Genomic DNA, 24070 nt, shown 5'->3' on the forward strand with positions numbered 1-24070 from the left:
GGGGAATATAAATATGCATAAGGCCACACTAAAGATCGGCGTCGCAGCCGTGTTGTCCACGCTGGCATTCGGTGTTTTTGCTGAAGATGACGTCGCCGCAGCGGCCGACGCGGGCGCCACGCCCAACGTCGGCGCGGTGATCGTGACGGGTACGCGCACCAGCGGCATCAAGGTGGAGAACAGCGCCTCGCCGATCCAGGTGCTCGATGCGGCATCGCTGCAGCGCACCGGCCAGCCGGACCTGATCCAGGCGCTGGCGCAGAACCTGCCGTCGTTCACGGCGCAGGCCTTCGGCGGCGACACCGCCAACCTGACGCTGTCGGCCCGCCTGCGCGGCCTGAGCCCGAACAACACCCTGGTCCTGATCAACGGCAAGCGCCGTCACGGCACCTCGAACCTGGCGGTGCTGGGCGGACCATACCAGGGCGGCGCAGCGGCCGACCTGAACTTCATTCCCGTTTCGGCCATCGACCACATTGAAGTGCTGCAGGATGGCGCGGCCGCCCAATATGGCTCGGACGCGATCGCCGGCGTGGTCAACATCATCCTGAAATCGAACAACCACGGCGGCACCGCCACCGCCAACGCCGGCGGCTACGTCGACGGCGGCGGCCGCACCCTGGGCGCCTCGGCCAACATCGGCACCGAGCCGTTCACGGACGCCTTTCTGAGCCTGACGGCCGAATCGAAGTACCACGGCTACAGCGACCGTGGCGGCATCGACCCGCGCGTGATCACGCCGGCCAACCAGGCCGCTTACCCCGGCATGTTCCAGCAGCCCGGCTACCCGCACGTCAACCACATTTCCGGCGACGCGCAGTACCACCTGAGCATCTTCGCCGCCAACTTCGGCTGGGACATCTCGCCGGACACGCAGCTGTACGCGATCGCCACGGCCGGCCGCAAGGAAGCGCGCGCGTTCGAGAACTACCGCCTGCCGAGCCGCCTGCCGAAGATCTATCCGACCGGCTTCTCGCCGAAGGAAACCATCCGCGAGGAAGACATGGGCCTGACCGCCGGCCTGAAAGGCAAGGCCGCCGGCTGGAACCTGGACCTGAGCACCACCTACGGCCGCGACAAGTCGCGCATCGGCGTCGAGGATTCGGGCAACGTCTCGCTGTTCAACGACACCGGCTACACGCCGACCGTGTTCAAGGCCGGCACCTTCATCGCCAGCCAGCTGACCACCACGCTGGAGGCGAGCAAGGAGTTCGACATCGGCTGGAGCAAGCCGCTGAACATCGCCGGCGGTATCGAGCACCGCATCGACAAGTACGAGATCGAAGCCGGCGACCCTGCTTCGCGCTACAAGGAAGGTTCGCAGTCCTATCCCGGCTTCTCGCTGACCGACGCCGGCAGCCATCGCCGCACCAACCAGGCGGCCTACCTCGACTTCGCCGGCAGCCCGATCGCCGACCTGACGGTCGACCTGGCCGGACGCTATGAGCACTTCAGCGATTTCGGCAACGCCAAGGTCGGCAAGCTGACCAGCCGCTACGACTTCTCGCCGGTGGTGGCGCTGCGCGGCACCTTCTCCAACGGCTTCCGCGCGCCGACGCTGGCCGAGTCCTACTACTCGGCCACCAACGTCGGCCCGACCTCGGCCTTCGTGCAGCTGGCGCCGAATTCGGCCGGCGCCAAGCTGGTGGGCGTGGATGGCCTGAAACCTGAACGTTCGACCAACTTCAGCATGGGCCTGGTGCTCAACCCGGCCAGCAACGTGGCCGTGACGATGGACGTGTACCAGATCTCGATCCGCGACCGCATCGTCGGTTCGGGCGCGCTGTACGGTTCGGGCGGCGGCACCAACTCGCCGGCCGTGATCGCGGCGATCAAGGCCAACGGCAACGTGCTGGATAGCACCGTGAGCCAGACCGGTATCAACATCTTCTCGAACGCGGTCAACACCCGTAGCCGCGGCCTGGAGTTCGTGACCACGGTGAACTCCAACTACGGCACCGCCGGCAAGGTGGACTGGTCGATCGCGGCCAACTACAACAAGGTTGAAGTCACCAAGATCAACCAGGCGCCGGCGCAGTTGCTGCCGCAAACGCTGCTCGACAAGACCGCGATTTCGGATCTGGAAACCGCATCGCCGAAGATGCGCGTCAACCTGGGTGCGTTGTGGAAGATCGGTAACTGGACCGTCAACCTGCGCGAAGCGATCTACGGCAAGGCATCGGAGTACGGCAGCGAAGACGGCTCGGTGTATCACCTGACGGAGATCAAGCCGAAGGCCATCACCGATCTGGAAGTGGGCTACAAGATCAGCAACGCGTGGTCGGTGGCGGTGGGTGCGAACAACCTGTTCAACATCTATCCTAACGGCGTCAATCCTGCGCTGCTGGCCGACCAGCGCGCGGCGGGCGACAACGCGGCGGTGCACGTGCTGGCGACGTTCTCGCCGTTCGGTATCAACGGCGGCTACTACTACGCACGCGCCAACTACAAGTTCTAAGCGGGGGCGTTTAGTTTGGGCCACCCTGTTTCAGGGTGGCCTTTTTTTATTTGTGGTGTAGCATGCGGGATCGATCAAGGAGTGATGCATGCTGAAGAAAATGCGCAGGACTTTGCTGGCTGCGGCCATCGCCGGTGGTGTGGGTGGTGTCGCCGCCGCGCCTATGACTTTGCAGGATTACCTGGCCTTGAACGGCCCGGCTCCCACGCGGCATGTGGCCTACGGCGCTGCGCCGTCGCAGTTTGCGGAGCTGTTCCAACCGGCCGGCGAGGGCTTGTTCCCGGTGGCCGTGATCATCCACGGCGGCTGCTGGACCAAGGAGTTCGGCGGCATCACGCAGATGCGCAATATGGCCGGCGACCTTGCCGCCCAAGGCATCGCGGTGTGGAACGTGGAGTATCGCCGCTACGATGAAGAGGGCGGCGGCTACCCCGGCATGTACCGCGATGTGGCCAGCGCCATGGACCGGCTGCGCACCCTGGCGCCTGAACACAAGCTCGATCTGTCGCGCATTGTGCTGATCGGTCATTCTGCCGGCGGACACCTGGCGCAGTGGGCCGGCTCGCGCGCCAGGCTGCCGCGCAGCAGTCCCCTTTACGTGGCCGATCCGCTGCCGGTGCCGGCGGTGATCAGCCTTGGCGGCCTGGCCGACCTGCGCAACGAGCAGGCGCTGATCAAGAGCAGCTGCGACCGCGACATGACGCAACTGGCCGGCGTGGCCAGCGCCGCGCGTCCCGACATCTTCAGCGACACCTCGCCGGCCGAACTGCTGCCGGCCGGCGTGCGCACGGTATTGATCCACGGAGAGCACGACACCATCTCGCCGCTGCGCGTGGGCCAGGATTACGCGCGCCGCGCACAAGCCGCCGGCGATACCGCCGAGGTGCTGGTGCTCCCCGGTGGCAGTCACTACGACGAAGTGGCCGCCACCTCGCCGTCATGGACCATCGTCTCCGCACAAATCCGCAAGGCGCTGGGCTTGTAAAAACCTTAAGCGCTCCCATTTGCGTTTTCACCAACAACAATGGGGAAATACGATGCTCGTTCCGAAAGCGCCGCGGTCAGTGCACGACTCGCGTCCGGTGGCTGTACAGGTGGTCAAGCAGCAGAAATCCGGCGCCGTCGACAAGCATGTGCTGATCGTCGACGATCGGAAGAAGAAGCCCGAGCCGCCCAAGGTCAAGTAAGCGTGGAGCCTTGTCCCGGCGGGTATTTGATGGCGTTGAGGGCCATTTTTTCGACGGCGGCGGCGTGCAGGTCGACGTCCAGCTTGTCGGCCAGCTGCACCAGGTAGAGCAGCACGTCGGCCAGTTCGTGGCGCACGGCGGCGCGGGTGGCGGCATCGAGTTCGTCGCCGGCGCCCGTTTGCAGCCACTGGAAGTGTTCCGCCACTTCGGCCACTTCCACCGACATGGCCATGGCCAGGTTTTTCGGCGTGTGGTAGGGCGCCCAGTTGCGCTCGCGGGCGAATTGGCGCGTGCGTTCGCGCAGGTCGTTCAGATCAGAGGTTTTCATGCCCGCTATGGTAGCACCGGCGTTTGCGCGTTTCATCCACGATTTTCTACCGTTCGTCGCACGGCCCCGGTGAGCGCCGGCGCTGCTGGCTATAGTGGCGCTACTTTAAACTCACAGGACACCCATCATGCGCCGCACTTCCATCGCTCTCGCCACCATCGCCGCCTTTTCCATCCTCGCCGGCTGCGCCGTGATCGTGGTGCCGGACAACGGCGACGGCAGCGTCAATTTCAAGTCCGCCTTCAGCGCCGATGCGGTGCAGGGCAATGGCCAAAGCGCCGTCGAGAACCGCCAGATCGCCACGCTCGACGGCGTCGATATCAACGGCCCGATGCAGGTCGAGATCCGCGTCGGCCAGGCCGCTACACTGCAGGTGGAAGGCGACAGCAATATCCTGCCGCTGCTGCGCACCGATGCCAGCGGCGGCACGCTGCGCGTGTGGGTCGAAGGGAATGTGCGCACCGTGAATCCGCTGCGCGTGACCTACACCACGCCGTCGCTGCGCCATCTGGAAACCAACGGTTCCGGCTCGCTGTCGGTCAATGGCTTGAATGGCGGTCCGCTGGAGCTGTCGCTCAACGGCTCGCGCTCGGTGCGCCTGCACGGCAGCGTGGAACGCCTGGACGTGCGCCTCAACGGTTCCGGCGGGCTGAATGCTTCCGGCCTGCGCAGCGGCGCCACCGTGGCGCGCCTGAACAGCTCCGGACGACTGGACCTGGGCCAGATCAACGGCGATACGCTCAACCTGGACCTGCGCGGCTCCGGCGGCGCCAACGCCAGCGGCAATGTGCGTAATATGACAGTGCGCGTGAACGGTTCCGGCAGCGCCGACCTGGTGAGCCTGAGCAGCCAGAGCGCGGACCTGAGCAGCAACGGCTCGGGTAGCATCGCCGCCACCGTGACGCAGTCGCTGGTGGCCAACACCAACGGCTCCGGCGGCGTGACCGTCTACGGCAATCCGTCGCAGCGCAATGTCAGCGGCAAGCGCGTGACCGTTGTGAATTAACCGGCCGCCGCCAAGGCGGCTTTTTCGGTTATCTGCGCGATCATGGCCGCCAGCGGCATCGGCCGGGCGTACAGATAACCTTGCATGCAGTTGCAGTCGTGGGCGATCAGGAAATCGGCCTGCGCCTGCGTCTCCACGCCTTCGGCCACGACGCGCAGGCCCAGGTGGCCCGCCATCGCCAGGATGGATTGCACCAGCGCCTTGCTGTTGGCGTCTTCCGGCGTGTCCATGATGAAGCTGCGGTCGATCTTCAGCTCGTACAACGGCATCTTCTTCAGGTAGGCCATGCTGGAATAGCCGGTGCCGAAATCGTCGATCGAGAAGCGCAGGCCCATCGCCGTCAGCTGGTGCATGCGGGCGATGGTGTCGTCCATCTTGTCGATCAACAGTCCCTCGGTCACCTCCAGCACCAGCAGCCGCGCCGGCGCGCCGGTGTCGGCCAGCGTGCGCTGCACCTGCTCGACAAAGTCGGCCTGGCGGAACTGGGTCGGGCTGACATTGACCGATAGCGGCATCTCCAGTCCCGCCGCCTGCAGCCGCAGCACGGCCTCGCAGGCCTGGCGCAGGGCCCAGGCGCCCAACTCCACGATCAGCCCCGATTCCTCGGCCACCGGAATGAAGACGTTCGGCGGCACCATGCCGCCGCCGGCCTGCGGCCAGCGCATCAGCAATTCGCCGCCGACGGCGCGGCCGTTGCGGTCCACCTGCGCCTGCACATGCATCTGCAGGTCGCCGGCGGCCAGCGCGGCGGCCAGGTCGCGCTCGATGGTCAGGCGCCGCTCGACGTCGGCCTGCATCGCCGCTTCGAAGAAGGCCACGCCGTTGCGGCCGTCGGACTTGGCGCGGTACATGGCGGTGTCGGCTTCGCGCAGCAGGTCGTGTGCGCTCTGGCTTTCGGCGGCGGCGCCGGCCTTGGGCAGCATGGTCACGCCGATGCTGGCGGTGGAGGTGTAGCTCTGGCCCTCGATCTCGAAATCCTGGCCGATGGCGTGGCGGATTTTTTCGGCCACCGTCTGCGCCGCGTGGGTGGCGCCGGGCAGCTCGTGCGACAGGTGGCCGAGCAGCACCACGAATTCGTCGCCGCCGATGCGCGCCACGGTGTCGGCCTTGCGCATCAATTTGCTGAGGCGGGCGGCGGCGTTGCACAGCAGGGCGTCGCCGATGGCATGGCCGCGCGCGTCGTTGATGGTTTTGAAGCGGTCAAGATCGATGAACATCACGGCGCTGTAGGTGCCGCCGCGTTCCGAACTGGCCAGCAGCTTGTCGATGCGGTCCATCAGCAGGCGGCGGTTGGGCAGGCCGGTGAGCACGTCGAAGAAGGCCAGGCGGTGGATGTCGTCCTGCGATTTCTTGCGCTCGGTGATATCGCGTTCGACCGCCACCCAGTGGGTGTTGACGCCGCCCTCGTCGGCGAAGGGCACCAGTTCGGTCTCGACCCAGTAGGCCTCGCCGCCCTTGGTGTAGTTGAGCAGCTCGGCGCGCACCGGTTCGCTGCGCGCCATGTGGCGTTCGATGTCGTCGACCACGGACGACTCGGTGTCCGGCCCGCGCAGCATGCGCAGGTTCTGGCCCAGCACCTCGGCGCGCGTGTAGCCGGTGCGGCGCTCGAAGGCTTCGTTGACGAAGATGATGTGCTGCGCGGTTTCCGGCGTGGTGGAGTCCTTGTCGACTTCGGCGATCAGCACCATGTCGTTGAGGCGGGCCACGGCGGCGGCGGTCAGGCGCAGTTCGGCGTTGAGCTCGGACAGCTTGTCGAGCGAGCGCTCCAGGTGCTGCAGCAGCACCGCGCATGACAGCGTCAGCACCGCTGTCATGAACATGAAGTTGATGGAGATGATGGCGGCCTTCAGGAAGCCGTAGTCCGGCAGGCCTTCCATATGCAGGCTGGCGTTGTCCTCGAAGCCCAGCACCATGACGGCCAGGCCGGCCAGGGCCAGGGTCCACAACGCCGGGCGCAGGCCGAGCAGCAGCGCGGCCAGCACCGGCACCGCCATCAGGTAGATCTGGCTGACCGGCCCCACCTTGAGCAGCAACGCCAAGCCGACCACGAAGGCTACGGCCAGGAAGTTGATCACGCGTACGGTGTAGGCCAGGCTGCGCCAGCGCCAGATCACGCCTATCCATACCAGCGCCACGCTGTCGACGACGGCGATCGACCACATGCCCTCGCTGACGGCCAGCAGCACGCTGGGCACCGCCGTGAATAGTCCGAGCAGGAACACGACCAGCAGCAGCTTGGCGAAGATCTGCGCGCGCCAGTGCGCTATGTCGTTTGCCACAGCCACGGGGAAAAACCTCCAGATGCGTTATGTTCTTATGGAACTTATAGTACCTGCATTCGCACTTCGTGTCACCGTGGCAATTAAGTACCTCAGTCGCCGGCGCGCACGTTGCCGATGCCGGAGACGTCCTTGTTCACGGTTTTCGGCTTGCCGTAATACGTCAGGCCGCCGATGCCCTTGGCCACCGCGTTCAGCAGCTCCGAGGCGTAGACGCTGACATTGCCCACGCCCTCGAACTGGACATCGACCCGCTCGGCGCGCAGCTTGCTGGTATCGACCTCGCCCACGCCCTTGGCGTTCAGGCGCAGGTATTTGACCTTGCCGTCGGCGGCCAGGTGGCCAGCGCCCAGGTAGCTGATGTCGAGGCGGTCGGAGTTGACCTTGCTGAGCAGGGTTTCGCCGGCGCCTTCCACCTTGACCCGGCTCAGCGAGGGCATGGTGATGGTGATGGTCGGCGCTCCCTTGCTGCCGCTGAACTGTTTCTCCGGCAGGATGACCTGCAGCTCGTTGTCGACCACCTCGGTCCTGAGGGCGGCGACGAACTTGTCCTCGCCGCTGATCACCACCGACTGCGCCTTGCCCACCTCGACCTTCATGGCGAAGGCGCCCTTGGCGTTGATGGCGATGAAGCCGGGCAGCGTGCGGGTGGATTCGGCCGCGTGGGCATGGACGGCGAACAGGGCAGGGATCAGGACGGCGACAGCAGTACGGCGCATGAGAATTCCTCGGTAAAGTTAACAAATCCTACAATATTAATTTTACTGAACTTATTGTCATGCGCCGACAAGTTTACGACGAACTGCGTAAATCCGGGGCTGTGTTGCGCCCGGACTACGAGCTTCAGCCGCGCAGGCGGGCGAACAGGCGCTCGACATCGAGTTCCTGGATCAGCAGCGCGCCGCCGTTGGCCTGGATCAGGCGCGGCGCCAGGGTGTCCTCGCCGCCGCCCAGCGGCGAGGCAGTGAGGTCGGCGGCGTCGAACTGCTGCACCGCATGCAGGTCGTCGACCAGCAGGCCGATGGTGGCCTGGCCCAGGCGCACCAGCATCACCTGGCTGTTGTCGCCGGCCACGGCGGCGCGGCCGGCCGTCAGCTGCGTCAGGTCGAAGACCCAGACGAAATGCTTGTGGCCGCGGGCCAGGGCCACGTCCAGCATGCCGATGCGGGCCGCTGCCGCACCGGCACCGGCGCTGCTGGTGCGCTGCACCTTGACGAACGGCACCGCTTCCTGGATGTGGGACGCGCGCAGCGCCATCAGCGCGCCGCCGGCGCTGAAGATGGCGTAGTCCGGGCCGCTGTCGCGCAGCCGCTCGATGCGCACGCCGGCCGGCGCCGGCAGGCTGTCGCGCAGCGGGCCGAAGGCTTGCAGCAGCACGGCGATCACCGGCTGCTCGACGCCGTCGGCGGCGCGGAATTCGCGGTAGCCGGCGGCGCGGGTGCAGGCGGCGATCACGTACTGGCCGTCGTGGCGCAGGATGCGCGTGACGCTCGGCGCGTCGCTGCCGGCGGCGGCGGTTTGTTCGAGCAGGCCGTCGTCCAGTTGCAGCAGATCGCCCGGCGCGCAGGCGTCGTCGGTGCTGGCCAGCACGTGGCCGTCCGGTGTCACGAAGTACGCGCGCAGATTGGGGCGGCCGGCCACGCCGCTGTTGAGCATGTTGCGCAGCTCGGGCTCGGCGTCGAACACGATGCCGATGCCGCCCACCACGTTGGCGCTGTGCTCCGGATGACGGATCGCCGCGTGGTAGATGAAGGTGTGGCGGCCGTCGTACAGCGGCGACGGCGCGAACGGCTCCGGGTAGTGATCGAGTTCGCTGCGCAGGGCCAGCACCCGGGCCAGCGTTTCGGCGTCGACGCTGGCGCCCAGCGCCTGCTGGTCGCCGCTGCTGGCGATGATGCGGCCGCTGCGGTCGTAGACGAACAGCCGTGCGTACACCGTGTACAGGCGGTTGATGTAGCGCAGCACGGAGGCGATGTCCGCGTATTGCTGTTCCGATGGCTGCGCCAGCCCGCGCCGCAGCTGGGCCGACAGCGCCCACCAGCGGCAGTCGTTGGCGCGCTCGTACAGATTGCGGTCGAGCATGTCGACCAGCAGCTGCGAGGTCAGTCCCGCTTCGCTCAGGCTGGAGGCCAGCACGGTCTGGTACAGGTCGCGGATCGAGTGCGAGAACAGGGCGTCGCTGCGTTCGCCCGTTTCGGTGATCTGGTCGAGCACGGTGTTGAGCTTGTTGGTTCCGCCTTGGCCCCCATCATTGGCGGCGCTGGTGACCTTGCCGTTCCAGACGATGCGCTCGATGGTGCGGGTGGTACGCGTGACGGAATTCATCAGCTCGTGCAGCGCGGGGCTGAACGCTTGCGCGTGCGACAGCAGGCCCTGCATCAGCGCCGGCTCGACGTCGGACAGCGCCTGCTCGCCGCCGGTGCGGAAGGCCAGGTCGACCGGCACCATCAGCTGCGCCTTCCAGCCGGCCGGGCCGGGATAGCCCTGGTAGCCGGCCGATCCGAAGGTGCGCACCAGGTATTCGCGGCCGCCGAACATCAGCAAATGCGGTTCGCCGCCGGTGTTGACCGGCACCCGCACTCCGGCCGGTATCCAGAGCGGATCGGCGCTGCTGATCACGCAATCCTGCGCATCGAGCAGCAGCATGTTGGCGCGTTGCGACGGGTCGCGGTAGGCGGCGAAGATGGCGTCCATCTCCTGCTCGAAATTGAAGCACAGGCACAGCACGCCGGCCGGGGCGCCCGTCTCCGGATGCAGCATGCGGTGCGAGTACACCAGAGCGCGGGATTTGCCGGGACGCAGGTCGGTGGCGCGGAAGGTTTCCAGGTAGCCGTCGGCGTCCAGCGTCTGCGCCAGCAGCGGGTCGCGGCTATGCGTCAGCGGCGTGGCCGGATCGGCCTGCACAAGCACGCGGCCGGCGGTGTCGAGCAGCACGATTTCATCGTAGACGGTGTACTTGTCGCGGTAGTCGGACAGGCGCCGGCGTGCGGCCTCGCGGGCCGGCTCGCCGTCGTCGAGGCCGGCCACGAAGCGGCACAGTTCCACGTCGGTGGCGAGGAAGCCGACATCGGCGGTGCGCTCGAACAGGTTGCGCACCAGGATGTCGATGGCGTAGCGCGCCTGGGTGCCGAGTTCGGCCAGCACCTGGCGCACCTTCTCTTGCACCAGATTGGCCACCAGCGCCTGTTCCAGGTGCGCGAAACCGGTGCGCGTGGCCACCATGGCCGGTAACAGCAGGCGCGCCTCGGCCGGGCAATTCATTTTGGCGGACGACTCGATAAGTCGCCACATTTGGTTCAATTCCCGCAGGGATAATTCGCAGCGGGCAACGTCAGGCATATGGGGTAGGAACATGCCAGCGTTGGCTACTTGGTAAGTGCTCATCGCTCGTTTTCGCTAAAACAAAGTGTTTAAGCAAATCATGTGCCAAGAGAAATATTGCCGTTCATGGAAAACGCCGCCCTTGGGCGGCGTCGGCCGGAGATATGCGCGGCGTTATTTGTTGCTCAGGCATTCCTTCATGAAGGCCTTGCGCTCATCACCTTTTTTGCCGGTGGCGTCCGCATTACATTTTTTCATTTTGTCCTGCTGCGTCATCTTCGGCGCTTCGGCCGGCTTGGCGGTCAGGCACTCTTTCATGAAGGCCTTGCGCTCGTCGCCTTTTTTGCCGGCGGCGTCGGCGTTACAGGTTTTCATCTTGTTCTGCTGCGCGGTCGGTTCGGCCGCAAACACGGCGCCGCACAGGGAGAGCATCAGGCTGGCTACGAACAGTTTTTTCATGGTCACTCCAAAGGGTTGGACAACAGCTTTACTATACGGCTTTGTGCGGCCATCGTCACTAGCCGCCGTAGACTGTGTACTCGAAGCCGTTGCCGATGGTGCCGATCAGGGCGGCCTGATTCTCGGCGCTTTCGCTGAACGAGGCCAGCACGCCGGCGCGGCTGACACCGTCGTGCATGGCGCCGAGCCAGTAATCCTTGCCGGCGGCGTCGGGATCGCGGTGCAGCACGTTGTTGTAGAGCAGCGTGAGGAAAGCATCGTCGTTCGGCGCGCTGCCGTAGCGGTTGCTGAATTCGGTGCTGGCGATGAAATCCTTGGCCGCCTGGTGCAGGCTGACGCCGTGGTCCATGGCGTCGATCCAGTAGCCGAGGCCGGCCTGGTCCGGCGTGCGGTTGAAGGCCGCCTGGTACAGCCGGTAGGCCTGGCCGCCATTGCCGTCGATGTCGAGGGCGTAGGCGCTGTCCCTGAACAACAGGCGCTCGACACCGTCCAGCAGATCGGTGCCAGGCGTCGCGCCGAAGGAATACCTTACTTCCGTCTGGCTGCCGTTGCGCAGGATGTAGAACAAAAGGCCGTCTTCTTTGTAGAGCACGGTGTCGATGCCGGCGCCGCCGTGCAGCGTGGCGCCGTTGTGCGCGCCGACGAGGAGGTCGTTGCCATCGGTGGCGGCCGCTGCCGCCGACGCGGTGGTGAAGGTGTAGCGCTGCAAGCCGGCGAACTGGTGGCCGGCCGCGTCGACAATCGCGCCGGCGGCGATGTTGAGCGTGTAGGTGGTGTCCGGTGCCAGAGTCCAGCTCGGATTGATCGTCAGGTGGGAGTTCAGTGGATTGTTGGACGAAAACCCGCCGAAGCCCAGTTGTTGGCCGCTTGCATCGAACAGCCGGATGCCGCTGGAATCGGCTACGCGTACCTGCTGATTGAAATCGAGCAGGATGTTGTCGCTGACCCGATGCAGGCCGGGGACGCCGGACGTCGGTCCCTGTAGCAGCGGGACCGGGCTGAGCGTTGTCGCCTGCAGCGCGTAGCTGCCGATGGCGTAGATGCTGGCGGAGGGCGAGCCGACCGCGAGGTAGTAATCACCGCTGTCGGTAGCGGTATAGCCCAGTGTGGTGCCGCTGCGTCCCAAGCCGTCGTAGATCTGGGCGCCATTGGCGGCGTACAGCTTCAGGCCCGCGCTGTTGCCGGGTAAGGTGCCCTGGCCGTCGCCCTTGTCCAGTAGATCGAACTGATAGGACTGACCCGCCGTCAGCGCCAGCTTGACCATGTCGATGTCGTCGGCATAGCCGAGCGTGCCGCGCAGTGTGCCGCCGATGGGCAGTACAGCCGTGGTGTTTCGGTTGCCCACATAGTCATCGGCGCCCAGCGAGGTCGCGCTCAACTGGTAGCCGAGCGCCGGATCGCCGTAGCGTTCGTTTATCTTGAGATACAGCTCGCCGTCCTTGCTGGCGGTGTACAGCAATGATTCGCCGCCACTGGTGCCGCTGTTGCCGCTCACGCTGCGCAGGTAGACGGTGCCGCCGCTGTCGGACGCGGTCAGGTCGACGTCCGCCCATTGACCGGCCAGCAGGGCGCTGGCGCTGAACTGGATCGCATAGGTGTGGCCGGCCGTCACGCTTAGCTTGTACATATCGATGTCGCTGCTGACCTCCAGCACGCCCTTGGTGGGCACGTTGTCGGTCAGCAGCGTGGCGCTGGCGGTCGTGTCGCCGACGACGTCGCGGGGGACGCTGCTGGCGCTCAGCTGGTATTTGAAGTTGTTTGGATAGCCGTAGGTGGAGGCGATCTCGACGTAGTAAGTGCCGGCCTGCTCCGCAGTGTAGGCCAGCAAGGGCGCGGTACCGCCGTTGCCGCTGGTCACGGTGGACAGCACTTGGCCCTGCGCGTTGAGAATGTTGAGCTTGACCGCCTGTTCCAGGTAGCCGGAGGCCGGCGCAGTATCGGTCGGCGCCTTCTGCAGCGCGATCGCATAGGTTTCGCCGGCGCCGATGTCGAGCGCGAACCTGTCGCGGTCGCCGCCGCCTGTCTCCAGGGTGCCGGTGACGCTGGCGCCGAGCGCCAGGCGGCCGGCCTTGGCGCTGTTGGCGCCCCAGTCGTCGACGGCCTCGACATGCGTCAACTGGTAGTGGGCGGCGCCGTTGGCCTTGATGCTGGCATAGTAGTAGCCGGTGGCCGACGGCGTGTAGGTGTACTCCGAGCCGCCGCCGTTGATGTTGCCCAGCTTGACGCCGTCGGCGCCGGACAGGGTGAGACTGCTCAGCAGCTGGGTTTCACCGGCGTCGGGCTGTAGCTGCAGCGCGTAGGTGGTGCCGGCCGACAGCAGCAGCTTGACCACATCGGTGTCGCCCTTATAGGTGTTGACGCCGTGGATGGTGGCGCCGAGCGCCACCGTCGTGGCCTTGTCCGGCGTATCGCCGAAATCATCGACCACGCCGGCGCTGGCGTTCAGTGTGTAAGCGCGGTGCAGGGTCAGGCTGGCGCTGCTGGCGCTGACCAGCACCGAATAGGTGCCGCTGGCGGCGGCGGTGAAGCCGACGGTGCGTACACCGTCGTAGTTGTACTGCTCGCCGAGACGGTCGATGACTTTGCCGGCCTCGTCGTAGAGCTCGAATTGTAGCGTGCGCAAGTCCACCGTGCTGCCGGCCAGTTGCAGCGTGTAGATCTTGCCGGCCTCGACGTCCAGCGTGAAGCGGTCCACGTCGACAGCATACTGGATCTCGCCGCTGATTGAAGCGCCTGGCCGCAGCACGCCTGGTGAGCTCTGGTTCTGCGAATAGTCGTCCTCCAGCACTGTTGCCTTCAGATTGTAGTCACCCGGCCGGTAGCCGCTGACGCCAACGAAGTAGTCGCCGGCCGTGGCCGATTCCAGTACGGTCCCGTCCAAGGCCTTGCCGCTGGCGTCGTAGAGTTGGAAACCGTTGACGGAGGTGGTGGCGCCGTCCTTCGGCACGGTAAAGCCGTAGTGCTTTCCCGCCTCCACATGGATCTTGTACCAGTCCGTGTCGCCCGCCACTTCGAACACGCCGCGCACGGTTTCGCCTACGTTCAGCACGCCGGTGGTGTGGATGTCGCTGCCAATCGGATCGGGTGGCTTGATGGCGCCGCTCACGATATAGCCGCCGGTGGCGCCGTACCAGGAATGCACGCTCAGGTAGTATTGGCCGCTGGTGGCGGGCGTGAACTCGAACGCCGGCCCGGTGCTGGGATAGAGCCCGTCTGCTTTGGCCACGATACTTTGCGAGTCGCTGAGGAGCAGCCCCACCGCTTCAGCCAGGCCTTGGTAAGGCATGCTGTCGGCCAGCGAGAACATATAGCTCACGCCCGCCTGCAGCCATACCTTGATCGTGTCCTGGTCGTAGCTGTAGTCGAGCTTGCCGTTGATGGTGCCGCCGATGACGAGTTCGCCGGTGGTGGAGGAATCGTTGCTGTAGTCGTCGTCGAGAGGCGGCATGGAGACGGGGGAAGATGTGGGAGCTGCAGCATAGCATTGTTGCTTAGCTGGAAAACTCACACATCCTCACATCTACTCCGCTAGTCGTTGCGCCCGTCTTTTTCCACCAGCACCGCCGTCGTACGCGGCGGGATGGTGAAGCTGCCGCTGGCGCTGACGTAGCTGGCGCTGTCTAGCTTGCGTTGCAGCTTGTGCCCGGCCAGCTTGCGGCCGGCCAACTCCGGCACCACCACCGTCTGCGCAGTCTTGGTCACGTTGAACAGCGTCACCACCGACTTGTACTTGGCGTCCGCATACCCGCGCCCATCGATGCTCATCACGATCACCCCTGGCACCTGCGCCGGTCCGGTGTTGTGGAAGCGCAGGCGCTGGCTCACGTCCTGCGCCGTGCGCAGGCGGAACAGGCTGCTGTCCTGGCGGATCGCCAGCAGCTCGTTCATGGCGTTGCGTGCGGTGATGATGGAGCGGGTGTCCGGCTTGATCAGCGGGTTGGCCAGGATCGGCGCCATCAGCGGCCAGTTGCCCTGGTTGACGGCCGCCAGCGGCAGGCCGACGCCGAAGTTGTTCGACTGGTAGCTGTAGTCGAGCTTGTTGAACCAGTCGCTGGCGTCATAGCTGTCGCGGTCCATCGACTTCGAACGCAGGATTTCCTGGCCCGCGTGCAGGAAGGGCAGGCCCTGCGACAGCACGGTGAAGGCCGCGCCCAGGTTCTGCACGCGCACGCGGTCCGCTGCGCTGGTGTTCGGCGGCAGCTTGTAGGCGTTCAGGTCGAACAGGGTCTGGTTGTCGTGCGCCTCGACGTAGTTGATGGTCTCCGACGGCTGCGCCGCGAAGCCGGCCTGCTGGCCGAAGTAATCGATCTCCGAGTTCTTGCGTTGCACGCCGAAGCGGTCGGTGAAGCGGTAGTCGCGCAAGGTGCCGGACAGAGCCACCTTGGCCAGGTCGCCCAGGCGCAGCAGGTCGTCCTTGGTCTGGGTCGAGCGGCCGTTCGGGTCGTAGTAGACGCCGTTGATCAGGCCTTGCTGGGTGAGCAGGGCATCGCCGCTGTCGCAGCAACCGCCGCCGCGCATGGTGTCGCGGATGCGGTCGTTGAACGAGCCGATGCCGCTGCCGTACATATTGGCCTGGCGCGCCTGCACGAAGCGGCTGTCGTTGGCGACGGCGCCGAAGTTCCAGGCTTCGCCGTACAGGTAGATGTCGCGCCCGGCGGCCTGGTTGACGGCCGTTTGCAACTGCTGCATCACCGCCAGCGGCGTGAAGCCCATGATGTCGAAGCGGAAGCCGTCGACCCGGTAGTCGCGCGCCCAGGTGCTGGTGGAGTCGATCATCAGCTTGGCCATCATGACGTTTTCCGAGGCGGTGTCGGCGCAGCAGCTGTCGTTGGTGATGCCGCCGCCGGCGTTCAGGCGGTAGTAGTAGGCCGGCACGATCTTGTCGAGCACCGACAGCGGGCCCTGCTGCGAGCTGCTGGTGTGGTTGTAGACCACGTCCATCACCACCCGCAGGCCCTGCTTGTGCAAGCCTTGCACCATGGCGCGGAATTCGCGCACGCGCACCGCGCCGTCGGCGGCGTTGGACGAGTAGCTGCCTTCCGGCGCCGTGTAGTGCACCGGATCGTAACCCCAGTTGAAGCAGTCGGTGCCGCGCGCCGCTTCGACGGCGGCCTGCTGCTCGGTGCCGTTGGCGGCCGCGTTCGGCACCGTCGGCGTGCCGCAGCCGGTTTCGTTGACGCTGGCGATGTCGAACGCCGGCAGCAGGTGGATGTGGCTCAGGCCGGCCTTTTGCATGTCGCTCAAGTGGCGCATGCCATTCGAGTTGTCATCGGTGAAGGCCAGGTATTTGCCGCGATGGGCCGGCGGCACGCTGCTGTCGTTGACGCTGAAATCACGGATGTGCAGCTCGTACAGCGAGATGTCGGTGGCATGCGCGAGGCGCGGCAGCGGGTGGTGGTCCCAGCCGTCCGGCTTGAGCTCGCGGCTGTCGAGGTTGGCGACGAAGCTGCGCTGGCTGTTGGCGCTCAGGCTCAGCGAATAGGGATCGGTCACCGTGTTGTTGACCAACATGTTATTGGCCCAGCGCGACAGCACCTGCACGTTGTAGGTGTAGTAGTAGCGGTTGACCCAGCTGGCGTCCGGCGCGGTGTAGCTCCACACACCGCTGGCCGCATCTTTGCTCATGGCGCGCGTGGCGGTGGCGGCGCTGCTGGCGTCCGGGTACAGGTTGAGGCTGACCGACTTGGCGGTCGGCGCCCATACGCGGAAGGTCGGTGCGCCGTTGCGCGCATAGCTCAGCCCTAGCGTGGCGTTGCGGGCGGCGCCGGCGAATACGCTGTCGAGCATGCCGCCGGTTTGCAGCGAAGTCACCTGCACCAGCTTGCCCGCCGCGTCGAATTGGGCGATGGCGAACTGATGGCTGGCCTTGGCGGCGATGCTGTTGCTGTCGGCGTCCGACATGGCGAGCGCGGTGGCGCCGGCCAGGTGCGGGTACTTTTGCTGCAGGGCTGCGGGCAGGGCGGCCGCGCTGGTGAGCACGATGCTGCCGTCGGCGCCGCTGATGCCGTCGACGCCGGAGCCGAGGCCGCCATTGGCGGCGTAGTACAGCTTGTAGCTGGCGCCGCTGGCCGGCACGCCGGGCCAGGCCAGGGTGGAGGCGCTCAGCCAGTGGGCGTTGGCGCTGTTGAGGTTGCCGAAGCTGATGGCCGGCTGGCTGTTGTAGACGGTGCAATCGCCTTCCAGCATCCAGACTTCCTGGCCGGCGGTGGCGATGTTGCCGCTGAAGGCGGCGGACTGGTCGTTGCCGCAGTTTTTATTGCCGCTGCCGTCGGTGACCAGGAACCAGATCGCCGATTTGCCGGTGTCGACCGGGATGTCGACGTAGCCGCCGAAGCTGTCGCTCTGCGTCATCATGAAGCGGCCACTGATCCAGGCCGGGCTCGGGTTGACCGGGCCGTCCCACGAGTACACGCCCCACTGGGCGGCGTCGCCCTGGGTGCGGTGGAAGTGCATGCGGATGTTGCCGGCCGTGACCGGGGCGGCGGCGATGGCGGCGGCGGGGCCGCCCTGGATGCGGTTGCCGAGCGACTTGACGGCCGGCGTCTCGACGGCGGCGTCGCTGCCGCCGCAAGCGGCCAGCACGGCGAGAGTGCCGGTGGCCAGGGCGAGTTTCAGCCCTGAAACTAAACTACAGTTGAGTTTCATAATTGTCTCCGTGTTGTTGTAGTGATTTAGCCTCCAGCTTCTCGTGACTGGATGGGTTTGTAATATTACTACTTAAAAAATAGGAAAATGCTAAATATTTTTCTGGAGTGTGGCGTGTCGGGCACAAGGGTGTGACAATGGCTTTTTTAACCACTTCTTGAAATGGAGCGTGCGATGAAACGTATTTCGACTACAGCCGGCGTGCTGGCCGCCATCCTGGCATGGATGACCTTGGGCGTGGCGCAGGCGGCGCCGTTGACTGCCGACGTGGTGCTGAAACCGACGCAGGGCAGCGCCACCGCCGGCAGCGTGCGCTTCACGCAGCAGGATGGCAAATTGCAGATCGATGCGGACATCGCCGGCTTGTCGCCGGGCGTCCATGGTTTCCATTTGCACGAGAAAGGCGATTGCAGCGCGCCGGACGGCACCAGCGCCGGCGGTCACTTCAATCCGGCCGGGCTGCAGCATGGCGGGCCTGAGCATGGCGCGCGTCATGGCGGCGACTTCGGCAACATCACGGCCGACGCCAACGGCAAGGCCTCGCTGCGCCTGAGCGTGCCGACCAGCCAGATCACGCTGGAAACCGGCGTGGCCAACAGCATCATCGGGCGCGGCATCATCGTGCATGCCGATCCCGACGATTTCGTCACCCAGCCGACCGGCAACGCCGGCAAGCGCGTGGCTTGCGGCGTGGTGGTGGCAGGGAAGTAAGCGCTTGCGCGCGACCGGAACGATCCAGCATTTGTACTTGAAGCCGGCGCGCGGCAAACCGATGCAAGCGGTTGGCGCCGGCGAGTTTGTGGCGTGCGTGGCGGGCTATGGCCTGCTCGGCGATGTGCACGCCAACCGCCTCAGCCCGCGCCAGGTGCTGGTGACTCTGGCCGGCGAGCTCGATGCGCTGCGCATTGCGCCCGGCGCGCTGCTGGAAAATATCGTGATTGCTTGCGATGAGCCGGCGCTGTTCCAGCCGGGGGCGGCCATCGTCACGGCGTCCGGCGTGGAGATCCGTCTGACCATGTTTTGCGAGCCTTGCCAGCGCATTGCCGCTGTCGGCCACAAGCTGTCCACGCTGCTGCGCAGGCGCGGTGTGCTGGGCGTGATTGCAACCGGCGGCGAACTGCGGCCGGGCGAGCGTATCGAGTTGATCGCCGACAAATATCCGGCGCTGCCGGAATCGCCGTATCAGAAATTCCTGGAGTTCCTGCCGACGGTGCCGCCGGGGCGGGTGGTGCGCTATCGCGACATCACCATCGCCATCGGCGCGGCAGACAGTTTTGTGCGGGCTCTGCCCGGCTATATCAAGCGCAGCGGCGGCATGGGCCTGCCGTTGCACCGCATCGTCAACGCGCGGGGAGAACTGCTGCCGCTGTTGCCGGAGCAGGCCGCGCGATTGCGCGCCGAAGGCGTGCAGTTGCGCAGCGACCACCCTGCTGTCGATCTGACGCGCTATCTGTGGAACGGGAGTGCGGCCTAGGAGCCCGCTTGTTTGTACCGCGAAAACCGTCATTCCCGCGCATGCGGGAATCCATAGGCCGCGTGCGTGCTGCTTCGGCATGGGTTCCCGCTTGCGCGGGAACGACGGAGTTGGGTTATGCCGCCTTGGCGCCGGCGTCCGGGCGGCCGCAGTAGCGTTGGACGTAGGCCTGGTGCGTCGGCAGCTGCACCACCGTGCGGTCGATGCGGCCTTTGATGCCGCCGAGGAAGGCCTTCAATTCCTCGTCGCCCATCAGGTCGGCGGTCTGGTGGTGCGACTTCGGCATGATGCCCTGGCCCAGCATCACCTGGATCCATGAGTTTTCCGCGAACAGTTCGTTCGGAATGCGGAACACGCGGCCGGTTTCCTTGAACAGGTCGATGCGGTGCTTGAGCGAGGCCGGGATGCTCATCTCGCGCGCGTCGATCCAGAACTGCGAGTCGGTGCGGTTGTTGACGTGGTAGTGCAGGATGATGAAGTCGCGGATGTGGTCGATCTCGCGGTTGCACTGGTCGTTGTATTCGTCGATCTCGGCCTGCTGGATGCCGTCCGCCGGGAACGATTGCATCAGGCGGATCACGCTGCGCTGGATCAGGTGGATGCTGGTCGATTCGATCGGCTCCAGGAAACCGCTGGCCAGGCCGATCGCCACCACGTTGCCCTTCCAGGTCTGGCGGCGCTGGCACGGCTTGAACTTGATCACGCGCGGCGTGATCAGGGTCTTGCCTTCGACGTTGGCCAGCAGCTGCTTGTGCGCCGTTTCTTCATCCATGTGGCGGCTGGAAAACACGATGCCGTTGCCGACCCGGTGCTGCAGCGGAATGCGCCACTGCCAGCCGGCCTGGTGCGCCATGGAGCGCGTCAGCGGCACGGCGTCGCCCACCGACGAGGTCTGCACCGCGATGGCGCGGTCGCAGAACAGCCATTCCGACCAATCCTCCACCTCTTCCTGCATGGCGTCGCCGATCAGCAGCGCGCGGAAGCCGGTGCAGTCGATGAACAGGTCGCCTTCGATTTCCACGCCCGATTCCAGCACCACCGAACGCACGTCGCCATTGTCGTGCTTGGTGTAGCGCACGATCTTGCCTTCGAGGCGCTGCACGCCGCGCGGTTCGCTCAGGCGGCGCAGGTATTTGGCGTAGCGGCTGGCGTCCAGGTGGTAGGCGTAGTTCATGCCGTTGTTGGGCAAGTGGGCGAAGCGGTTTTCCATCGACGCCTTCAGCTCCAGGCAGTAGTCGCCGTAGTCGCCGGCCACGCCGCGCTCCACGCCCTTGTGCCAGAAGTGCTGGAAGCCGGCGGTCCAGTGGTCGGTACCGGTGACGCCGAACGAGTGGATGTAGTCTTCCTTGACGTTGCGCCAGGCTTCGAAGCTGATGCCGAGCTTGAAGGTGGCCTGGGTCTCGGCCATGAATTCCTGCTCGTTGATCTCCAGCACGTTGTGGAAGTTCATCAACGTCGGGATGGTGGCTTCGCCCACGCCCACGGTGCCAATTTCCTCCGACTCGATCAGCTTGATGTCGAGCAGTTTGCCGAGCACCTTGGAAATGCCGGCCGCCGCCATCCAGCCGGCGGTGCCGCCGCCGCAGATGACGACGCGGCGGATGGGTTTGCGATTGTTCGGGTCACGCATGGTTCTGTCTCCTTAGCGGTTTAGTCTTTTGAGCAGCTGGCCGCGCAGGGCGCGGGCGCCGGCTTCGTTCAGCGGCGCCATGACGCCGCGCGCGTGCGGCGCGATGTGCGCGGCCGTGGCGTCGTCGGCTTCGAATATGTAGTGGCGGAAGATTTCCTGCCAGGCCTTGCGCTGCGCCGGCGGCAGGTCGCGCACGGCGAGGAAGGCCGCCATCAGCGCGTTGGTCGGCGTGTCCATGTAGTCCGGCGACTGCCGCCACCAGTAGTTGACCAGTACGTTGAACGGATCGAGCGCCTCGATGTGGTGCCACCACATGCTGGGGATGAACAGGGCATCGCCCGGTCCCAGCTCGGCGGTCTGCGCGTTCTCGAGCGCTTCTTTGAATTTCGGGAAGCGGTCGAAATCGGGATTCTGGAAATCGACCAGGCTGATGGCCTGGCCGGCCGGCGTGAAGTCGACCGGACCGACGTACAGGTTTTGCAGCTGCTCCGGTGGGAACAGCGTGAAGCGCCGATGGCCGGCCGCCACCACCGCCAGGTTGTCCGGCAGGTCGTAGTGGGCGGCGATGCGGGTACGGTTGCCGATCCAGATGCTGGCCAGGGCGTCGCGCTCACCCAACTGAATATCGTTGAATTCGCGGAAGCCGGGCAGGCAGGTGTCGATGGTGGTCGAGCCGACGTAGATGGTCGGCGCCGGGTTCATCTCGCGCTTGGCGTCGATTTCTTCCAGCACGCCGCTCAGCTTGGTGCGCACGGCCTGGAAGTTGAAGCCGCTCATGTCGCTGTTGTAGAAGAAGCGGCCGCCCGCGTCCGCCGGACTCAGCATGGCGCCGACGGTGGCGTCCTGGTAGTGGCTGCGCAGGTAGGCGAGGCCGACGCGATCGGATTCGCGCGCGGCCTGCACCATCGGCCAACTGGACGCCAGGCCGCGCAACACCAGCGGCGTGGTGGCGGCCAGGATCTCGTTGGTCAGATCAGCCGGCCCCAGGCCGCCGACTTCGCGGATCGTTTTAGCCATGGAGCGTGGCGTTCTTGCGGTCGATCAGGGCGCGGAAGTTGGACAGCGAAGCCAGCACCAGGTAGATCGACTGCAGGTAGCCGGCGCGGTGCAGCTTGACCACGGCCTCGTCGCCCAGCGCCTGCAGGCGGTCTTCGTTGATGGTGTACAGGCCGACCAGCTGGTTCTGCGAACCGTCGTTCAGTTCCACTTCCAGCACGAAGCTTTCCAGCAGCTCGTGCTCCAGCAGCGCGGCCAGGAAGCCCGGCATGGCTTGCAGGCCGTTGTGGATGGTGAACAGCAGCGAGTTGCTGCGTTCCAGGAATTCGCTGTTGCCGCCGTGCGGCTTGAACACTTGCTCGCCTTCGGTGAGGCTCACGCGCGGGTGGTTGATGTCGATGTTGATCATCAGCTCTTCGCCGTTGAGGCCGATCAGGAAAGGCTGGCGCTCGACCATCATCGGCAGGTAGGACGCATCCCAGCGGTCGCCGTTGAGGAACAGGTTCTCGCCTTCCTGCAGGCCGAACAGGGCGATCGATTCGAAGCCCAGGCCGTCCACGGTCTTGCGGAACACGATCGGGTAGCAGGCCTGGACGTCGCGGAACTCGGCCGGGAAGGTCGGGGCCGCCATGACGCGGTCGCCGAATTCCGCGCCACGGCGGGTGATGACGCGCACGTCGCGGTGTTCGAGGTTGTTCAGTAAAACTGGTTTAGGCATCTCTGTCTCTCGTTCTAGATTTTTTGCAAGCCGTGAAGCTTGATGTGGTTGATGAGGGCGCGGTTGTCGGGCAAGGCGCCCAGCATTTTCCTGGTGATTGCTGCAGCTTCCTGGAAATAGTTGTCGGCCATGGCGGCCTCCTGCGGCTTGGGTGCGCGGCTGAAGTCGCTGCGGAAGCCCATGCCGTACAGGATGTATTGATAGCTGGCCGAGGGGAACACTTCCTCGATGCGGTTGAAGTCGCTGCGCGAGGGCGCGCGGTGCTGCCACAGGGTCAGCAGCTCGCGCAGGCGCTCGGGCACGGCCTCGGGCGCGGTGTTGTCGCGCCAGTAGGCGGTGTCGCGGCGGCGGCTCAGCACGTAGTGCAGCTTGAGGAAATCGATCACCCGTTCCCAGCGGTAGGTGAAGGCTTCGTTGAAGCGTTTGGCGACAATGTCCATCGCTGCGCGCGAGGCCGGCATGTCGTCGCTGACCATGGCGGCCGACATTTCAACGATGGCCAGCGCCGATGCCTCCAGCGGTTCGATGAAGCCGGCCGACAGGCCGATGGCGACGCAGTTGCGGTGCCAGAATTGCTCGCGGTAGCCGGGCTGGAAGCTCAGCTTGCGCGGCTGCGGGATGTCGGCCGGGCCGCCGGTCTGCACGATGTAGGCGCGCAGTTCCGCTTCGGCCTGGTCGTCGCTGATGTAGCGGCCGGCGTAGACGTGGCCGACGCCGCGCCGGGTCGGCAGGCCTATGTCCCAGATCCAGCCCGCGCTTTGCGCGGTGGAGGAGGTTTGCGAGGCGATCGGGTAGTGCTCGTCCGGATACGGGATCTGCACCGCCAGCGCCGAGTCGTTGTACAGCACGTGATGCTGCGGGATCAGCGGAATGCCGTAGTGCTTGCCCAGCAGCAGCGACTGCATGCCGGTGCAATCGATGAACAGGTCGCCCTCGAGCGCGCCGTGCGTGCGCGTTTGCAGCGAGGCGATGTCGCCGTTGGCATGGCTGTTGATGGTGTCCACGTGGTCCGGCACGTACTGCACGCCCAGATGCTCCAGGCAGTGCTTGCGCAGGAACACGCCAAACTTGCCGGCGTCCAGGTGGTAGCCGTAGTTGGCCACGGAGGCGTACTCGGGCGTGACCACCTGCTTGGGCGCGCGGCCCTGCACGCACAGGTGCGGCTGGAAGCTGACCAGGTCGGCGAACGGCACGCCCGGATGCTGGGCCTGCCATTGTTCGGGCAGGTTGACTTCGCCATAGCCCTGCGGCAGCGAGAATGGATGGAAATAGCAGTCGGCGTCGCCGCCGTCGACCCATCGGTTGAAGCGCGAGCCCTGCTTGAAGGAGGCGTCGCACTCGCGGAAAAAGTCCGATTCGGACACGCCGATGCGGCGCAGCGTGTCGCGCATGCTGGGCCAGGTCCCTTCGCCGACGCCGATGGTCGGCACGTCCGGCGATTCGATCAGCGTGACCTGCAGGGCGCGATGCTCCGCAGCGATCAGGCCTGCGGTCATCCAGCCGGCAGAACCGCCGCCTACGATCACGATGCGTCTCAACATGTTTTTTTATTTTATTACGTAATGGGTT

The 24070-nt window shown here is 65.6% G+C and carries 17 protein-coding genes; 6 read left to right on the plus strand and 11 right to left on the minus strand.

Going from position 1 to position 24070, the window contains the following annotated elements:
* The first annotated feature begins 13 nt into the window (after positions 1–13).
* From ACXZ1M_RS16550 to ACXZ1M_RS16560, 3 genes are all read left to right on the plus strand, one after another.
* The gene (locus tag ACXZ1M_RS16550) at positions 14–2458 is read left to right on the plus strand and encodes a TonB-dependent receptor plug domain-containing protein (protein WP_459048761.1); all 2445 of its coding nucleotides are present in this window, start codon (positions 14–16) and stop codon (positions 2456–2458) included.
* A gap of 88 nt (positions 2459–2546) precedes the next feature.
* The gene (locus ACXZ1M_RS16555; RefSeq protein ID WP_459048762.1) at positions 2547–3443 is read left to right on the plus strand and encodes an alpha/beta hydrolase; all 897 of its coding nucleotides are present in this window, start codon (positions 2547–2549) and stop codon (positions 3441–3443) included.
* A 52-nt stretch (positions 3444–3495) separates the two neighbouring features.
* A complete protein-coding gene (locus tag ACXZ1M_RS16560; protein ID WP_459048763.1) occupies positions 3496–3645 on the plus strand; it encodes a hypothetical protein in 150 nt (49 codons plus the stop codon).
* Here the strand turns inward: ACXZ1M_RS16560 and ACXZ1M_RS16565 are convergent.
* Complete coding sequence (locus tag ACXZ1M_RS16565) at positions 3638–3973, minus strand: nucleotide pyrophosphohydrolase (protein WP_459048764.1); 336 nt, start codon at positions 3971–3973, stop codon at positions 3638–3640. The two genes, ACXZ1M_RS16560 and ACXZ1M_RS16565, sit on opposite strands and share 8 nt — an antisense overlap.
* 127 nt (positions 3974–4100) lie before the next feature.
* Between ACXZ1M_RS16565 and ACXZ1M_RS16570 the strand changes: the two genes are divergently transcribed.
* Entirely contained in the window at positions 4101–4979 is an 879-nt protein-coding gene (locus tag ACXZ1M_RS16570; RefSeq protein WP_459048765.1) for a head GIN domain-containing protein, read from the plus strand.
* Here ACXZ1M_RS16570 and ACXZ1M_RS16575 read toward each other — a convergent pair.
* The 6 genes from ACXZ1M_RS16575 to ACXZ1M_RS16600 all read right to left on the minus strand — a co-directional run bounded on the left by ACXZ1M_RS16575 (position 4976) and on the right by ACXZ1M_RS16600 (position 17683).
* The gene (locus ACXZ1M_RS16575; RefSeq protein WP_459048766.1) at positions 4976–7264 is read right to left on the minus strand and encodes a putative bifunctional diguanylate cyclase/phosphodiesterase; all 2289 of its coding nucleotides are present in this window, start codon (positions 7262–7264) and stop codon (positions 4976–4978) included. The two genes, ACXZ1M_RS16570 and ACXZ1M_RS16575, sit on opposite strands and share 4 nt — an antisense overlap.
* A gap of 86 nt (positions 7265–7350) precedes the next feature.
* The gene (locus ACXZ1M_RS16580; RefSeq protein WP_459048767.1) at positions 7351–7977 is read right to left on the minus strand and encodes a GIN domain-containing protein; all 627 of its coding nucleotides are present in this window, start codon (positions 7975–7977) and stop codon (positions 7351–7353) included.
* A 124-nt stretch (positions 7978–8101) separates the two neighbouring features.
* Complete coding sequence (locus tag ACXZ1M_RS16585; protein WP_459048768.1) at positions 8102–10549, minus strand: chemotaxis protein CheW; 2448 nt, start codon at positions 10547–10549, stop codon at positions 8102–8104.
* Positions 10550–10753: 204 nt separating this feature from the next.
* Positions 10754–11038: a PsiF family protein gene (locus ACXZ1M_RS16590; RefSeq protein WP_459048769.1), complete on the minus strand. Its 285-nt coding sequence runs from the start codon at positions 11036–11038 to the stop codon at positions 10754–10756.
* Positions 11039–11096: 58 nt separating this feature from the next.
* Complete coding sequence (locus ACXZ1M_RS16595) at positions 11097–14486, minus strand: DUF4214 domain-containing protein (RefSeq protein ID WP_459048770.1); 3390 nt, start codon at positions 14484–14486, stop codon at positions 11097–11099.
* An 80-nt stretch (positions 14487–14566) separates the two neighbouring features.
* Positions 14567–17683, minus strand: a complete 3117-nt coding sequence (locus tag ACXZ1M_RS16600) for an alpha-1,6-glucosidase domain-containing protein (RefSeq protein ID WP_459048771.1) — start codon at positions 17681–17683, stop codon at positions 14567–14569.
* Between the two features lie 174 nt (positions 17684–17857).
* On the opposite strand from ACXZ1M_RS16600, the gene ACXZ1M_RS16605 reads away from it, so the two are divergent.
* A complete protein-coding gene (locus ACXZ1M_RS16605) occupies positions 17858–18394 on the plus strand; it encodes a superoxide dismutase family protein (RefSeq protein WP_459048772.1) in 537 nt (178 codons plus the stop codon).
* A gap of 4 nt (positions 18395–18398) precedes the next feature.
* Positions 18399–19157, plus strand: a complete 759-nt coding sequence (locus ACXZ1M_RS16610) for an MGMT family protein (RefSeq protein ID WP_459048773.1) — start codon at positions 18399–18401, stop codon at positions 19155–19157.
* 115 nt (positions 19158–19272) lie between these two features.
* On the opposite strand, the gene ACXZ1M_RS16615 is transcribed toward ACXZ1M_RS16610, so the two are convergent.
* The 4 genes from ACXZ1M_RS16615 to ACXZ1M_RS16630 are packed head-to-tail and all read right to left on the minus strand — an operon-like array spanning position 19273 to position 24042.
* A complete protein-coding gene (locus ACXZ1M_RS16615; RefSeq protein WP_459048774.1) occupies positions 19273–20787 on the minus strand; it encodes a tryptophan halogenase family protein in 1515 nt (504 codons plus the stop codon).
* Between the two features lie 12 nt (positions 20788–20799).
* Positions 20800–21804 carry a cupin-like domain-containing protein gene (locus ACXZ1M_RS16620; protein WP_459048775.1) on the minus strand — a complete coding sequence of 335 codons (1005 nt, stop codon included), beginning with the start codon at positions 21802–21804 and terminating at the stop codon, positions 20800–20802.
* Complete coding sequence (locus ACXZ1M_RS16625; protein ID WP_459048776.1) at positions 21797–22501, minus strand: SapC family protein; 705 nt, start codon at positions 22499–22501, stop codon at positions 21797–21799. Before ACXZ1M_RS16625 ends, ACXZ1M_RS16620 begins: the two co-directional genes overlap by 8 nt.
* A gap of 14 nt (positions 22502–22515) precedes the next feature.
* On the minus strand, positions 22516–24042 hold the full coding sequence (locus tag ACXZ1M_RS16630) for a tryptophan halogenase family protein (RefSeq protein WP_459048777.1): 1527 nt from the start codon (positions 24040–24042) through the stop codon (positions 22516–22518).
* Positions 24043–24070: the final 28 nt, after the last annotated feature.

This window comes from Duganella paludis (assembly GCF_054461335.1).